Here is a 14,400-nt window from a genome sequence, read left to right as displayed (position 1 = left end):
CGATACGGCGCCAGGGACAGGCAGCCCGCCACGGCGCGACGCCGGCCGCGAACGTCGAGCCCGGGACCCCCCACCGGTCCGTCGGACCCCCATCACTGGTCCGCCCCGAACTCGAGCTCACCTGAACGCCGCATACGCCCGCGTGGCCGCACCACGCGCGACCACCACCCCGGTTCGTCGTCGCACTGGCGCGGGACCGCTCGCGTCGGGCGCGCGACGACGGTTCGACTACGGACTGTCCTGTTTCACCCCGAAACCCCGCCCGACCCGCGTGCGTGCCGTCGTTCGGTGGGGTCCCACGCGTTCCACCCAACCGGACGGAACGCCGCTCCGTCGGGCGCCGCGACCACGCCCCGTTCGAAGCCGAGTCAACACGATGGCGCCAGGTCCAGTGTGGGTGGCGAGGGGCTCCACGCACCCCCGCTCCCCCACCGCGCCGACGCCCGACCTCTGGGCGTCGCCTCGCCCGGTACCGCGACGTGGGCCACGGGGGGACAGGGTCCTGCGCGCACGGCCGGATCGGTGGCCCTCCCGACGCCTCCTGTGGCTGGGGCAAGGGCGGCGCGTAGACGGGGGGTGTCCTGGCCGGCGGTGTGTGGGTGAGGTGGTCGGGTTAGGCCCCGAGACCGCCGTCGAGCCGCGGGCCTGGTGGGGTGTCCGGCTCGTCCACCTCGATGAAGGGGCGGACCGTCGCGGGTGAGACGGTGTCGGCGAACCGGACCGAGTCCTCCATGGCGGCGTCGATCGCTGAGTATCCTCCCGTCCCGGCCCCGACGGTGGCGGTCAGCGTGGCCAGCCCGACCCGGCGCTGGAAGATCGTCTGGTTCCAGCGCCAGCCGATGACCGCCTGACGGTGGACCACTGCGTGCCTGCGGCGCAGGCTGCCCGAACGGACACTGACGTGGTCTCCGTCGTATCCGTGGCCGAGGGAGCGGTACCGGTCCCACCCCAGTGGAACGTTGACGACGGCGAGGACCAGGGCGAGGACGGCGACGGTGTCGTACCGCGTCGCGAGGGCCACCACGGCGACCACCAACCAGGGCGCGACCGCCCGGAACAGGCGGCGCGCCAGTGCGGCTCGGGGGTGCGCGCGCAGCGTGGAGCGGAAGGACCCCAGAGCACGGTCGACGACGTCCATGACGCGAGGCCGGTTTCCCAGCGGGAGGAGGACCGCGCGGGTGGAGACGTCACCGAGTCCGGTGACGATCGCCCGGAGTTGGACCGCCCGCACCAGTCGCTCCAGCGGCGTGTCGATCAGCTCGTAGCCACGGATGCGGCGCCGCTCCAGGGTCACGCTGTGTCGCGTGAACAGCCCGCGGGAGGTCACCAGGGACTGCTCACGCTGCGTCAGGCTGAAGGCCCAGTGGTTGATGGCGTAGGCGACGACCGCGAAGGTCGGCATGAGGACGGCGAGGCCGAGGAGCACACCCGAGACGATCCACGCCAGGGGGATCTCGGCCACCTGGGAGAGCCACTCGAGGGCCCCTTCGGCGTCCTCTCTCCTGATGTCGACCTCGACCTGGCCGATGGCCTGTGCGACGACTCCGAGCAACGCGGCCAGGGCCACGAAGGGCGTCAGGAGGTAGCCGAGGGTCACCGCGCCATAGAGGTACCAGCGGCGGGGCATGGTGAAGTAGGTGCGGTCCGCCCCGTTCGTCCCCGTCCCTCGCGACACCGTTGTCTCCGCGCCCGAGGAAGCATCCGTCGCGGCCGGCACCTCCAACGCGTCGGAGTGAGGTCCTCCGGCACCGGTGCCCGAGGCGCGGACCGCCCCCTCGGTCCCCTCGGTGTCCCCTGTCGGGGAACTCGGGTCCTCACCGGCCTTGCGTTCGCGCAGCTCCTCCTTGCGACGCAGCAGCACCTGGCGCAGCCGGTCCGCTTCACGCCGAGACACGGCGTCGAGCTTGCCCTCCTCCGACTCACCCCGCCCCGAGGCGGCCTCGATCCGGACGACGGCCAAGCCCAGGATCCGATGCAGGAGCGTCGAGGTGACGTCCACGCCCCGGATGCGCTCGAGGGGAATGGTACGTCGAGATCGGCTGATGAGACCTTGGCGGATCTCGAGTCGCTCGGCGCCGACCCGGTAACGGAAGGTCTGGTAGGTCACGAGTCCGCTGACGAAGAACGAGACGAGGACCACCAGCGCCGACGCCAGCGCCCAGGGGTTGGTCGATCCGACGAAGAGGATGACGACCAGCGGGATGAGGAAGTTGCGCAGGTACCGGACCGGAGCCGTGATCATGGTCAGCGGGCTGAGGTGGTACTCCCGCTCGGGGACGTACTCCGGTTCGGTCGGGGCGATCGCCCAGGCGACCTCGGGGTCGGAGGGCTCACCCTCGGCCGTGGGCCACCACGGTGGACCGTTGGTCACTCCAGGCACCGGGTGGGGCGAGTCCGCACCGTCCGGTTCGTCGTCGGAGGGTGGGCCGTGGAGTGGGGGTGCTCCGTCGACGTCGGCCTCGTCTCGAGGGCGCGCCGGCTCCCGTTCACCGTCGCGAGGGGCCCCGTCGGTGGACGCCTCGGGCTGTGGTTCCGGTCGCTCGGGTCCGCCGTGGGGGGTGTCGTCTCCGCTCGCGGCGTTGGTCACGTGGCATCGTCCCGTAGTTCCCCGGCGCGGGCCGCGAGGTCCTCGGAGATGCGCTGGGCGTCGACGGCCTCCAGACCCACGATCGACGAGGATCCCGCGTGCGACGCGGTCTGCACCTCCAGCGTCGCCAGACCGAACACGCGTTCCAGCCAGTCCTGGGTGTGGTCCACGGTCTGGATTCGGCTCACCGGGACCAGTTGCCACTGGACGTTCAGCCAACCGCCCCGGGTGTAGACCGTGTCGGCGGTGATCTCCCACCGGTGTACTCGATAGCGCACCTGAGGCACCAGGATCGCCTTGGCGATCACATAGAGCGCGTACACGCCGAAGATCCACCACACGTTGTCGAGGATCCAGTCCGGGACGAGCGAGGGGCGAAACGTGGCGAGCAGGAACGCCGCCACACCCACCACTATGAGTTTCACCAACGCGCCGACGATGTTGCGCAACGTCCACAACGGGATCGCTCGGGGGGAGACAAGGTTCTCTGGGGGACGTAGACGCGCACTCACGCCTGCGAGTCTAGGCTCTGTGGACTGTGGACCCAGGCGACGCGCGGCGTGTCCGCGCTGCGAGTAGGGTTCGACCGTGGATCAGAGCCGTATCACTTGGAGTCGTCGCATGCCTGAATCGTCGTCGTCGCCGTCTGGTTGGGCGAAACGGTCGCGTTGGACCGCTCGCGCCGTGCTGGCCGCCGCGGCGAGCGTCGCGACTACGGCGGGGTGCGGTGTACTCAGTTTCGACCCAACGAGCGAGGTGCAGGAAGACCTCACGGTCTCCAGCCCGGTGCTCGTCGACGGGGAGCCCATCCCCGACCGTTTTACCTGCCACGGTGAGGGCGTCTCCCCTCCCCTGCAGTGGTCCGGGTTTCCGTCGGAGACTGAGTCGATCGCCATCGTGATGGACACCCCTGAGGCACGCGGCGGGACCGCGGTGCAGTGGATCGTCTTCGATCTGGATCCGGAAGGACAGGAAATCACGGAGGGACAGCCGGGAAGTCCCGCGGCGGAGGCCACGAACTCCCTCGGCGACGTCGGCTACGAGCCGCCCTGCCCGGAGTCGGACAGCGATGACGGCGAAGAGTACCGTTTCACCGTCTACGCGCTGTCCGACACTGTTGGCCTGGGTGAGGGCGCGGATTTCAACGAAGCGACCGACACGATCGCTGACCGTGTTCTCGCCTACGGACGCCTTATTGCTACAGGTCAGCAACCATCGTGACACCAGACGATGACAAAAGTCGCGCGAGGAAGCCCTTGTCACCCACTCCCCGGATCGCACATCTATGCATAAAGTGGGTGTGTGCCCCCTGCAGAACGGTTTTCCTGTCCGTTAAGGCGTGTCGAGTCCACAAGCCCAACAGACTCCACGCCACTCCGGGTATGGTCACAGGAAAGTCACGGGAGGCCCTCGACTCACGGCGCGCACGGCGCCGCCCCTCGACAAGCCATCGGCCTTAGGGCGGAGAATTCACTATGAACGGCGCGGTCCTCATGGGCGCACTGATCTTCGGCGTTGCGCTCTTCATCGTCCTTATCGCTCTGGGATTGCGCGCACTGGGCAAGAGTTCCCGGGACGAGTACGACGACGAGGAGGAGTACGCCCAGGACGAGGCGGCCGACGACGCTCCCGCGCCGCGACAGCGGCAACGCGGTCGCGCGCCTCGTGGCGGACGTGGGGCCATCGACGACGACGGCCCCCGGGAGTCGGGATGGGGCGACGGCGAGTCGCTCTCCGACGATGACTTCTGGTCGTCCCTGTCCGGTGATGACGACCGCCCGCTGTCATCGTCCCCCGAGGGTCGGGGCCGACGTGCCGTGGAGCCCGCCCCGCCCCGCTCGCGCGGTGCGGTCGAACCCCCTCCCGCTCCGGCCGCGCCCCCCGAGGAACCCGCACCGGCGAACGGCGACCGCAGCCTGGAGGTCCTGGCGAGTTTGGGACAGGCCTCCTCGGGCGCACCTGGCGACACCCAGGAATCCCCCCCGGCCGCTCCCGCTTCCGCCGGTTCCTCCGCACCGTCGACCCCTCCTATGGGTGCTCACGCCGTCCCCGGCGGCTACGCGCCGCAAAGTCCCACGGCCGCGGCCTCCATGGAGGCCACCACCGCGATGCCCGCCGCCCCGACCGCGGGTTCCTACCCGGGCGCGGCGTCCCCGGCCACGACCGTGATCCCCGGCCACACCGAGCAGCCCAGGGCGGCCGCTCCTTACCCGGGGGAGATGAACAGTGGCGCGCCGTCTCCTCGCAGCCCCTTCGACTCCGGCGGGTTCCACCGGCGCGGACCGGAGCAGCCCGGCGGCGTCGACCCGGCCACCCACCGTCCCGGTGTCGGTTCCGACCCACTGACCGATCCGTCGTTCAGCCCTCCCGGTGGGCGTGTTTCCGGCGGGGACTCTCCCATCTGGTCCAGTCTGGAGACCGGGTCACACCAGCGTCCGGCCGGCGGGTACCAGGCCCCACCGGCGGCTCCGGCCGGTGCCCCCGCCCCCTACACCCCCGCCGACGCGGGTTCGATGTACGGGTCCGCACCGGCCCGCAGCTATCCGGCGCAGGGCAGCCCGGACATGACGGGTGGGTTCCGCTACCCCGGCGCTCCCCCGGAGGCGCCGCACGCCGCCCCGCGACCCGACGCCGCCACCTCCGGTTCCTTCGCACGAGACGCTGGGACCTCCGGCTCCTTCGCGCGTGACGCGGCCACCTCGGGATCGTTCACGCGTGACGCGGCGCCCGGTGGGTACTTCACCCCGCCGCCGGAACAGGCCGCGCCGCCGGCGCCCATGGGATACGGCCCCCAGGGCGGCCCCAGCGGTGGTTGGCCGACGGGAGCGCCGCGCGATCCGCAGGGCTACCCCACAGATGTCTCCTACTCCCCCGCTCCCGCCCCGCCACCGGCGCAGGCTCGCGGCTACGGCTACGGCGACGTGGGCGATCACAACGCCTACCCCGACGTCCTCGGTGGCCCCCCGGCTGGGGACTACCCGCCGCCTCCGCAGACTCCGGCGGCCAACCCCGTGTTCGGCGCCAACGCGCCCCAGGGCTGGCCCGGCCAGGATGCCACCCAGTACGCCCCGGGTCCGCCTCCCGCCGGTTACGGTCCTCCCGCCACCGGACCCCAGTCCCCGAACCCCTACGGCGACCTCTACCGCTAGCCGAACTCCGCGAACCACCGCCCCGCCGGAGGCGATCCGGTCTGGGAACGATTGGTCGGAGCTCGACGGTCGGCGTAGCGTCCGACGACACGGCCGGCTCCCGAGCGCGCGACCGGTACAGCGGCAGGTCCTAGGTAGGGTCGGCTTCGTCGGTGACCAACCGGAAGCGGGAGGCAACCACAAGGGTGTCATCGTCGACCGTGAACGTGGGATCTCCCAGCTCCGCACGCACCTCGGGGCTGTGCCAGAACTCCTCGTGCCCCGCGCGCCACTGGGCGACCGACGTGTAGCCTTCCCCCTCGTCGATGGCGTGCTGGAGGTCGACGTCCGCGAGGCGCACCACCCGTACCTCGGTGAGCTCAATGACCGCGACCGGGCGCTCTTGGGAGTCGACGACCGCCGACCGCCGCCCCACTTCCGGCAGTGGCTCTCCCTCACGCTCGTACTCCAGCATCAGGCTTGAGGTCGAGGTCTTCTCTCCGGACAGGATCGCGCCGACGAGCAGGTCCCGGAGCGGGCCCGGGAAGGCGAACTCCTCCCGTGGCAGTTCTTGGTGGTTCATCCCGGTACCCTAACCCGGCCCGCCGAGGATCCGAGAACCACGGACGTTCGATCATCCGTCTCCGAGTGGACGGAAACCGCGCACCGGTGGGGGTCTCGGGGCGACGAAGGGGTGGCGGTACGAGGGGTCGGCCCCCGGTCAACCCATCCGTCGGCGTCCGTGTGCCGACGGCCGGCCTCCTCACGCGATGTCCGTTCCCGCGCGGTGGCTCACGGGCTGGTGTCCTCCGCGTCGTCGCGTCCAGTGGCGACGGCGGGCGCGGAGCGAGAACGTCCGGGGCGTGGATTCACCCGCCACGCCTCCGTCCCTAGCGCCTCGACACCGAACCTCCCCTGGGAATCGTGGGGGCGCCCAGAGGCACCTGGGGGTGGTTGACGACCGTCATGTCCGGCGCCCCTGGGACCGGTTGAGGCGCCGCCGCGCGCACCACCGCGCCTGAGGTCGTCCGTGGCACGGCATGGCCCCGGCTCGGGCAGGTCGATACGGATATCACCGTCGTCGCCGCCGGTGTCCACCATGCCGAAACGACGGAGGCCGATCCCGAAGGACACGGTGAGGGGGTTCGACACGGACGGTGCGCGTTCCCGGACGGTTCCGGTGGGCTACTTGTCGCCGGGATCGGTGTCGTCCTCGGGCTCTTCCACGGGGGTGGTCCAGTTGCGGGCCAACAGCACGATCACCACGATCGCGACGACGGGTGCCCCGAACATGACGACCAGCAGCGCTGTCGGAATTTCCATAGCTGAACAACCGATCCGGGGTCGGTGGGGCAGTGATCGAGCGCCCACTGTCGCCAGGGGAGCACTCCCAATGTACCGTGTGGCCGACGATCCCGACGGCTCGACGTCCACGGTGCGGGACGCGGCCGGGGGGCGGAAGAGTCGGCCATAAGCCGGATTCTGTCCCGGTGCGAGCACCGGACGGCCATCCATCTGGGGCCGACGTTGCCGTCGACCTCGGCGCGGTCTACCCACGAACTCGGGCGGGCCGCCCTCGGACGTTCGCGCAGGAGCCAGGGGCTCCCTTTTGACCTTGCTCCGGGTGGGGTTTACCTAGCCGGCTGGATCACTCCAGCCGCTGGTGGTCTCTTACACCACCGTTTCACCCTTACCGTGGCGGGACCACGGCGGTCTGCTTTCTGTGGCACTGTCCCGCGGGTCACCCCGGGTCGGCGTTACCGACCACCCTGCCCTGTGGAGTCCGGACTTTCCTCAGCGCCCCAGGGGGACGCCGCGGCCGCTGGACCGACTCTTCCGTGCGCCATTGTAGTCCGCGCGGCGCCGCCCGTGGGACGACCTAGGTACGCAGGTGCGCGGTGTCGTTGACCCGAACGACGACGGCGTTGCCGTCGGCGTAGTAGTGAATCTCGCAGATCGAGGCGAGGTCCAGGTGGAGCCGGTGCAGGGCCTGGGGCGGCGCGAGGAGGGCCTCGGTGACGAGGACCTTGATGGGGGTCACGTGCGACACGGCCAGCAGGGTCGCTCCGGCGTGGTGCGCCAGGAGCTCGTCTCGCGCCGCCAACACGCGGGTCCGGGCCTCCGCGAAACTCTCCCCCTGCGGAGGGGCGCACGCCGTGTCGCCGAGCCAGGCCTCCAAGTCCTCCGGCCAGCGTTCCCGCACCTCCGCGAAGGTGTGCCCCTCCCACTTCCCGAAGTCGACCTCCCGCAGTCCCGGAACGGAGGCGACGTCGAGGTTCGTCTGCTTGGCGACATGGGAGGCGGTGTCGTGTGCCCGTCGCAGCGGGGAGGTGACGATGGAGTCGATTCCCTCCGTCGAGAGGGCACGCGCGGCGGCCTCCGCCTGGCCGTGCCCGACCGCGGTGAGTTCGATGTCGCCGACGCCAGCGAAGCGACGCTCCACCGACAGGGGGGTCTCGCCGTGGCGCAGCAGGATGAGACGCGTGGGCACCATCTCCGGTGGACGCCATCCCGTCCCACCCGTCGCGGGACCCGAAGTGGTCGTGACCGACGCTTCCGCGTTCGCGGGGTCTTCGCCCTCCGGCGAACCGACGTCGGTGTCCACGTCCCTCGTCTCGCCGTCCATCGCGAGGTTGGCCAGTCGGTCGGCGGCGCTGTTGCGCGCACGCGGAATCCAGGTGTAGGTCACGGCGCCGAGGGCGGTCGCGACCTCCCGTGCCTCACGCGCGAGGGGGATGAGGTCGGGGTGCTTGATACGCCACCGACCCGACATCTGCTCGACGACGAGCTTGGAGTCCATGCGCACCTCGACCGCGGCGCCCGGCCGCACCCTGGCCGCGCACGCCAACCCGGCGATCAGGCCCCGGTATTCGGCCACGTTGTTGGTCGCGGTACCGATCGGGGCGGCCGCCTCAGCCAGCACCTCACCGCTGTCCGCTCGTCGCACCACCGCCCCGTATCCGGCGACCCCCGGGTTTCCCCGTGACCCGCCGTCGGCCTCCACGATCAGTTCGGGACGCTCCGCCGCCACGGGTGACTCCTCACAGACCGGATTCGGGGGTGCGCACCAGGATCCGGCGGCACTCCTCGCACCGCACGACCTCCTCCGCCGGCGCGCTGCGGATCTGGGACACCTCCGCGGTACTCAGGGCCAGTTTGCAGCCTTCGCAACGGCCTTGGCGCAGGGCGGCGGCGCCGACCCCACCGTAGGAGTCGCGCAGTTTGTCGTACAGGGTGAGCAGGTCCTGGGGCAGGTCTCCGCGTAGCTTGGCGCGACGCTCTCCGGCGTCACGTTCCTCGACGGAGATCTCTTCCAGGGCGGCTTTCTGACGCCGCTCCGCCTCGACCCGCTTCTCCTGGCCGACGGTCAATGCCTCGGCGTCCGCCGCCTGCTTCGCCTCCACGCCCTCGCGGCGTTCCATGACGCCCAGGACGATGTCCTCGAGCTCGGCGCGACGACGGCGCAGGGAGGCGATCTCCGACTGGAGACTCTCCAACTCCTTGGGCGAGGAGACCTGGCCGGCCTCGAGCCGCTTGCCGTCGCGCTCCTCGCGGGTACGTACCTGGTCGACGTCGCTCTCGGCCTTGCGCTGTTCCCGGTCGAGGTCCTTCAGCTCCGCCGCGGTCTGCGCGGCGGCGTCGTTGAGCCGCGCGATCTCGGCGTCCAGCTCTTCCAACTCGACGTTCTCGGGGAGGTTCCTGGCGCGGTGCCGCAGCCGGTCGATGACGGTGTCGATGTCCTGCAGGTCCAGCAGGCGAATCTGGTGGGCAGGTTCGGCTTTCACCTGGGGTCCTTAGCTACTCGCATGTCGGAGGTGCGCGAGTCTGGTCCACCGATGGCCTGCGCCCAGGCGTCGGTGACGATGGTGGAGACGTGGGTCTCCACCGTAGCCCCTCGGTCCCGGAGGCCACGCCGGAGTTCGTCGGCGGCGACCGCGAGCCAGGGCCATTCACTGGCCCAGTGCGCGGTGTCGATCAACGCCGGGCCGTCGAACTCGGTGAACTCAGACGATGGATGGTGGCGAAGGTCGGAGGTGACGTAGGCGTCCACCCCCTGGGCACGTGCGGCGTCGAGCAGGGAGTCCCCGGCGCCGCCGGAGACGGCGACGACGCGGATCTCCCGATCCGGGTCACCGGCCATCCGGATGCCGCCCGCGGTGGCGGGCAGGCCGGCGGCGACCTGGGCGGCGAAGTCGCCGAGGCGGCGAGGTGGGGTCAACCGGCCGATCCGGCCGATGCCGCGCCGCCCCGTGGGGTCCAGCGGGTCGGGGTCGAGTGGTCGCAGCGGGCCCTCGACCCCGATCGCGGCGGCCAACGCGTCCGACACGCCGGGGTCGGCGGTGTCGGCGTTGGTGTGCGCCGTGAACAGGGCGGTATCACTCTGGATGAGGCGGTGGAGCAGCCGCCCCTTCGGGGTGGTCGTCGCGACCGAGTTCACCGGCCGCAACAACAGGGGGTGATGCGTGACGAGAAGGTCCGACCCCGTGGAGATCGCCTCGTCGACGACGGCGGAGACGGGGTCGACGGCGAAGAGGACCAGGCGGACCGGTCGGTCCGGATCGCCGCAGACGAGTCCGACGGCGTCCCACGACGCGGCCCAGGACGGGTCGTAGCGGTTCTCCAGGACGGCGAGGACCTCACGCAGTGTCGGCCCGGTGTCGACGGTGTTCACGAGGGGAAGGCTAGTGGCTCCTGGCGACGCCCGGAACAACTCCCCGTCATTGGCGGTGGAGGCGGAACGGACCACCACCAGCGATGGGTCACAATAGGGACAACCGGCGGAAGGGAAGGTGGTGCTCCGTGGATCCGCTGAGCCTCCTGCTGGGCGGGACGATCGCGCTCGCCGGAGTCGCGTTGGGACGCCTCGTGCGTCCGCGGAGCCGGCCCGAACCGCGGCCCGAACTGGCCGCGCCCCGTCCACAGCCGCAGCCCATGTGTGGGTGTGCCACCATCTGGTGTTCCATGAGACCAAGTCCAAGATCTGCCAGGCGCAGGTGGTGATCCCCGGCCGCTGGACGGGTCAGTACGGCGGAACGTACCGCAAGTGCATGTGTCAGGGCTATCGCGGCCCGACCCCCGTCGACGAGTACTACGCGCCCGACCTGCTGTCCGAGGATCCAGAGCACGGGTGACCGCCGAAGCGAGGTGAGCGCCGTCACCGGCCGCGAGCGACGCGGCCGTGCGCGGTGGCCCTGCGGAAGGCGGCGCCCCCCACCCGAACGGGACAGGCACGTGCGCAGAATCAACGGGGACCGAAATCTCGCCGGCAGGATCCTGGTGGAACTACGGGAGGCCATCGTCTCGGGGGAGCTTCCACCCGGGACCCTGTACTCCGTACACGACCTCGCGGCACGGCTCGGGGTCTCCCGCACCCCCGTCCGGGAGGCGTTGCTGAGCCTGGCCGACCGCGGCATGGTCCGCTTCGAACGTAACCGAGGCATCCGGATCCTGCAGACGTCGATCCGGGACCTCGAGGAGATCTTCGAACTGCGGCTGCTGCTGGAGGTTCCCGCGACGTACCGGGCGACTCAGCTCATGTCCGCGCGTGCGCTGAACGCGTTGCGCGCCCACCTGGAGGGGATGGAGCGCGCCGCCGCGCGGGGTGACGAGGACCGGCTGTGGGAGCGGGACCGACGGTTCCACATGACCATCAACGAGACGTCGGGGAACACCCGTCTCGCCGGGTACGTCGACCAGTTGCGAGACGTCGTCCTCCTGCGCGGTGTGTCCACGGCGCGCAGCTCGCGTTCGATCGCGGCCATCATCGAGGAGCATCGCGAGATCCTCGAGTACATCGAGGTGGGGGACGCGGAGGGGGCCGCGTCGGCGATGCGCGCCCACCTGTGCACGACCGCCCGTCTCCTCGCCGGACAGGAGGCGGACGAGGGCGGCGACGGTGAACTCTCGCTGGACTGGACGGCGTGGTTCACCCCGCCGGGTTCCTCGGATCCGGAGTCGCCAGACATCCCCCAATGATGGGATGAATGACGCGAATCCCCTATCTATCAGGGCTTTTGTCTTGACCGGTGGAGTGTGGCATGCCACTATCCGTCGTAAGTCCGTGTCACGCCGGCCCCTTGGAGGCGTCGATGACCGAAGGCACGAAGGTTCATCTGCTCGACACCGGCACCATGCACTGTGACCACACCTGGCTGCTGCTGAAGCCGGGTTCGACCATCTCCGACCGATCCCACTGGGACCGCCCCACCCCGTGGGGCCCCTGTCCGACCCACGCGGTCCTGATCGACCACCCCGACGGACTCATCCTGTGGGACACGGGAGTCCCCAACGACTGGGAGACCCGCTGGGCGCCAACCGGACTGCAGGAGTTCTTCCCCGTCCAGGAGGGGACCAGCTACCTCACCGACGCGCTGGCCTCCCTGGAGCTCGAACCACGTGACGTCGACACGCTGGTGCTCAGTCACCTCCACTTCGACCACGCCGCGAACGCCAGACTCTTCGACAACGGCCACACCCGGATCGTTGTCAACCGAAAGGAACACGACGGCGCGCTCGGCTTCGACGGCCCGTTCAAGGGCGCGCACCTCAAGGCGGACTACGAAGGTCTGCCCTTCGAGACCGTCGAAGGCGACGTCGAGCTGGCTCCGGGGGTGAGCGTCATCGAAACACCCGGACACACGTGGGGGACGATGTCGCTGCGGGTCGACCTCCCGGGCTCGGGCACGAAGATCTTCACCTCCGACGCCGTCTACATGCGGGACAGTTGGGGACCGCCCGCCGTGGGCGCGGCCATCGTGTGGGACAACCTGGCCTGGTTGGACTCGGTGGAGAAACTGCGGGGTATCGCCGAGCGCACCGACGCCGAGGTGATCTTCGGACACGACTCCGGACAGAAGCGAGAACTGACCTTCGCTCCGAACGGCTACCTCACGTGAGCACTGGAGGACACCCATGACCCAGTACCACCACGAGACGGTCTTCACCTGGGGCGCCACCCCCATGAAGTTCGGTGCGGGCGCACTCGACGAGATCGGCTTCGACCTGGGACAGTTCGGCGCCGACCGGGTCCTGATCGTCACCGATCCGGGGGTGAACGCGCTGGGGATCCCCGAGCGGATACGCGAGGCGGCCGCCCGCGAGGGGATCGACGCGCACGTCTACGACCAAGTCCACATCGAGCCCACCGACCGCAGCCTGTTGGAAGCGGTGGAGTACGCCAAGGACGGGCGGTGGGACGCGTTCGTGGCGGTTGGCGGTGGGTCCGCCATCGACACGGCCAAGGCCGTCAACCTCCTCACCTGCTATCCCGCCGATCTCTTCGACTACATCAACAAGCCCATCGGCAAGGGCCTCGCTCCCCCGGGGCCCCTGAAGCCCCTGATCGCGGTTCCCACGACGGCCGGCACGGGCGCGGAGACCACACCCGCCTGTATCGCCGACCTGCTCGACCAGAAGGTGAAGTCCGGAATCAGCCACGCCCGGCTCCGCCCCAACCTCGCGGTGATCGACCCGCTGGTCACCCTGACCATGCCACCGGCCGTGACCGCCGCCAGTGGTTTCGACGTGCTGTGCCACGCCCTGGAGTCCTACACGGCGCGCTCGTTCTCCAGCCAACCCCGGCACACCCCCGAGTCCCGTGTCCCGTACTGCGGCGCGAACCCGATCTCCGACGTGTGGTGCGAACGCGCGCTGACCCTGTTGGGCCGATCCTTCCGACGCGCCTACCTCAACGGCGACGACCTGGAGGCGCGCACCGACATGATGCTCGCCGCGACGTTCGCGGGCATGGGATTCGGAAACGCGGGTGTGCACCTGCCCCACGCCTGCTCGTATCCGATCGCGGGACGGGTCCGCGACTACGTCCCCGCCGACTATCCCCCCGACGAGCCGCTCGTACCGCACGGCCAGTCGGTCTGCGTCACCGCACCGGCGGCGTTCCGGTTCACCTACGCCACCGCGCCAGAACGTCACCGGCGTGCCGCCGACCTCCTGGACCCGCACGGGGCGTCCCGGGTGGAGCCCGGTGAGCGGCTCCCCTCGGTTCTCGTCGACCTGATGCGGGACCTGGACGTCCCCAACGGCACAGCCGCCCTGGGCTACACCGAGGCCGACACCCCCGAACTCGTGTCCGGTGCGCTGCGACAGCATCGCCTGCTCCGAGGGTCTCCCCGGACGGCGGACGCCGCGGCGCTGGAGAACATCTTCCGCGCGTCGCTCAGGAACTGGTAAGGGTGCGACAGATGCCGATCTACGACTTCGCGTGCGACTGCGGCGCCCGGTTCGAGGCCCTGGTGCCCTCGTTCGCGAGCCCCGCGCCGCCGTGCGGCTCCTGTGGGAGGCCCACGCTGCGCCGTCCACCGGCGCCGTCGCTCGCCGGCCGGGCCGATCCCGGGCCTGGGTGGGCGCAGGCGCCGAGAAGCTGGGAGGCCACCAACCGGGGCGACCCAGAGACTCTCAACGGCTGGCGGCGCGCCTTGGAGCGCCGCCAGCGGCTCGAGGAGAAGTACCCAGAACTGGCCGGTGACCGCCGGCCGGTACTGGCGCACGAAGGTCGGTTCGCCGCGGACCCGCTGCGGGCCGGTGATCCCGTACCGACAGGGGGCGAGGGCACGACACCGAGCCCACCCGCGGAGTCGACCACACCGCGGAACCAGCACGACCAACAGGGATAAGCGCTAGACAAGCGTCACAACGAGTTCCGTGGGCCGTCGCGGTGGTGCCAAC

At 70.4% G+C, this 14,400-nt stretch carries 13 protein-coding genes, 1 other RNA gene and 1 pseudogene; 7 read left to right on the top strand and 8 right to left on the bottom strand.

Features of this window, described 5'->3' with window-relative positions; genetic code table 11:
• Positions 1 to 613: 613 nt before the first annotated feature.
• Both J4H86_RS00495 and J4H86_RS00490 read right to left on the bottom strand, forming a co-directional pair.
• Positions 614 to 2,587: a PH domain-containing protein gene (locus J4H86_RS00495; protein WP_236541224.1), complete on the bottom strand. Its 1,974-nt coding sequence runs from the start codon at positions 2,585 to 2,587 to the stop codon at positions 614 to 616.
• Positions 2,584 to 3,099 (bottom strand): PH domain-containing protein, encoded by a 516-nt coding sequence (locus tag J4H86_RS00490; protein ID WP_236541223.1) that lies wholly within the window; start codon positions 3,097 to 3,099, stop codon positions 2,584 to 2,586. The genes J4H86_RS00495 and J4H86_RS00490 overlap by 4 nt, the downstream gene beginning before the upstream one ends.
• A 109-nt stretch (positions 3,100 to 3,208) precedes the next feature.
• Here J4H86_RS00490 and J4H86_RS00485 point away from each other — a divergent pair, with 109 nt between their 5' ends.
• Both J4H86_RS00485 and J4H86_RS00480 read left to right on the top strand, forming a co-directional pair.
• The gene (locus J4H86_RS00485) at positions 3,209 to 3,808 is read left to right on the top strand and encodes a YbhB/YbcL family Raf kinase inhibitor-like protein (protein WP_236541222.1); all 600 of its coding nucleotides are present in this window, start codon (positions 3,209 to 3,211) and stop codon (positions 3,806 to 3,808) included.
• A 254-nt stretch (positions 3,809 to 4,062) separates the two neighbouring features.
• A complete protein-coding gene (locus tag J4H86_RS00480; RefSeq protein ID WP_236541221.1) occupies positions 4,063 to 5,736 on the top strand; it encodes a hypothetical protein in 1,674 nt (557 codons plus the stop codon).
• 130 nt (positions 5,737 to 5,866) lie between these two features.
• Here the strand turns inward: J4H86_RS00480 and J4H86_RS00475 are convergent, their stop codons facing one another.
• The 6 genes from J4H86_RS00475 to J4H86_RS00450 form a co-directional block, all read right to left on the bottom strand.
• The gene (locus tag J4H86_RS00475) at positions 5,867 to 6,298 is read right to left on the bottom strand and encodes an ASCH domain-containing protein (protein WP_236541220.1); all 432 of its coding nucleotides are present in this window, start codon (positions 6,296 to 6,298) and stop codon (positions 5,867 to 5,869) included.
• 602 nt (positions 6,299 to 6,900) lie between these two features.
• The gene (locus tag J4H86_RS00470; protein ID WP_236541219.1) at positions 6,901 to 7,038 is read right to left on the bottom strand and encodes a hypothetical protein; all 138 of its coding nucleotides are present in this window, start codon (positions 7,036 to 7,038) and stop codon (positions 6,901 to 6,903) included.
• 133 nt (positions 7,039 to 7,171) lie between these two features.
• An RNA gene (gene rnpB, locus J4H86_RS00465) (RNase P RNA component class A) lies at positions 7,172 to 7,550 on the bottom strand.
• Positions 7,551 to 7,594: 44 nt separating this feature from the next.
• On the bottom strand, positions 7,595 to 8,746 hold the full coding sequence (locus J4H86_RS00460) for a bifunctional RNase H/acid phosphatase (RefSeq protein ID WP_236541218.1): 1,152 nt from the start codon (positions 8,744 to 8,746) through the stop codon (positions 7,595 to 7,597).
• A 10-nt stretch (positions 8,747 to 8,756) separates the two neighbouring features.
• The gene (locus tag J4H86_RS00455; RefSeq protein ID WP_236541217.1) at positions 8,757 to 9,500 is read right to left on the bottom strand and encodes a zinc ribbon domain-containing protein; all 744 of its coding nucleotides are present in this window, start codon (positions 9,498 to 9,500) and stop codon (positions 8,757 to 8,759) included.
• Positions 9,497 to 10,387, bottom strand: coding sequence for a Nif3-like dinuclear metal center hexameric protein (locus J4H86_RS00450; RefSeq protein WP_394356429.1), 891 nt, complete (start codon positions 10,385 to 10,387; stop codon positions 9,497 to 9,499). Before J4H86_RS00450 ends, J4H86_RS00455 begins: the two co-directional genes overlap by 4 nt.
• Before the next feature lie 128 nt (positions 10,388 to 10,515).
• Here J4H86_RS00450 and J4H86_RS00445 point away from each other — a divergent pair.
• The 5 genes and pseudogenes from J4H86_RS00445 to J4H86_RS00425 all read left to right on the top strand — a co-directional run bounded on the left by J4H86_RS00445 (position 10,516) and on the right by J4H86_RS00425 (position 14,348).
• Positions 10,516 to 10,847 (top strand): annotated as a pseudogene (locus J4H86_RS00445) (hypothetical protein).
• Positions 10,848 to 10,947: 100 nt separating this feature from the next.
• On the top strand, positions 10,948 to 11,691 hold the full coding sequence (locus tag J4H86_RS00440) for a GntR family transcriptional regulator (RefSeq protein ID WP_236541216.1): 744 nt from the start codon (positions 10,948 to 10,950) through the stop codon (positions 11,689 to 11,691).
• A 113-nt stretch (positions 11,692 to 11,804) separates the two neighbouring features.
• Positions 11,805 to 12,611, top strand: coding sequence for an N-acyl homoserine lactonase family protein (locus J4H86_RS00435; protein ID WP_236541215.1), 807 nt, complete (start codon positions 11,805 to 11,807; stop codon positions 12,609 to 12,611).
• A gap of 16 nt (positions 12,612 to 12,627) precedes the next feature.
• Positions 12,628 to 13,905 carry a hydroxyacid-oxoacid transhydrogenase gene (locus J4H86_RS00430; RefSeq protein WP_236541214.1) on the top strand — a complete coding sequence of 426 codons (1,278 nt, stop codon included), beginning with the start codon at positions 12,628 to 12,630 and terminating at the stop codon, positions 13,903 to 13,905.
• Between the two features lie 11 nt (positions 13,906 to 13,916).
• Positions 13,917 to 14,348, top strand: coding sequence for an FmdB family zinc ribbon protein (locus J4H86_RS00425; protein WP_236541213.1), 432 nt, complete (start codon positions 13,917 to 13,919; stop codon positions 14,346 to 14,348).
• The last annotated feature ends 52 nt before the right edge of the window (positions 14,349 to 14,400 follow it).

It is taken from the genome of Spiractinospora alimapuensis, from assembly GCF_018437505.1.
GTDB lineage: Bacteria > Actinomycetota > Actinomycetes > Streptosporangiales > Streptosporangiaceae > Spiractinospora > Spiractinospora alimapuensis.
This window is presented reverse-complemented; position numbering and strand designations above follow the sequence as displayed.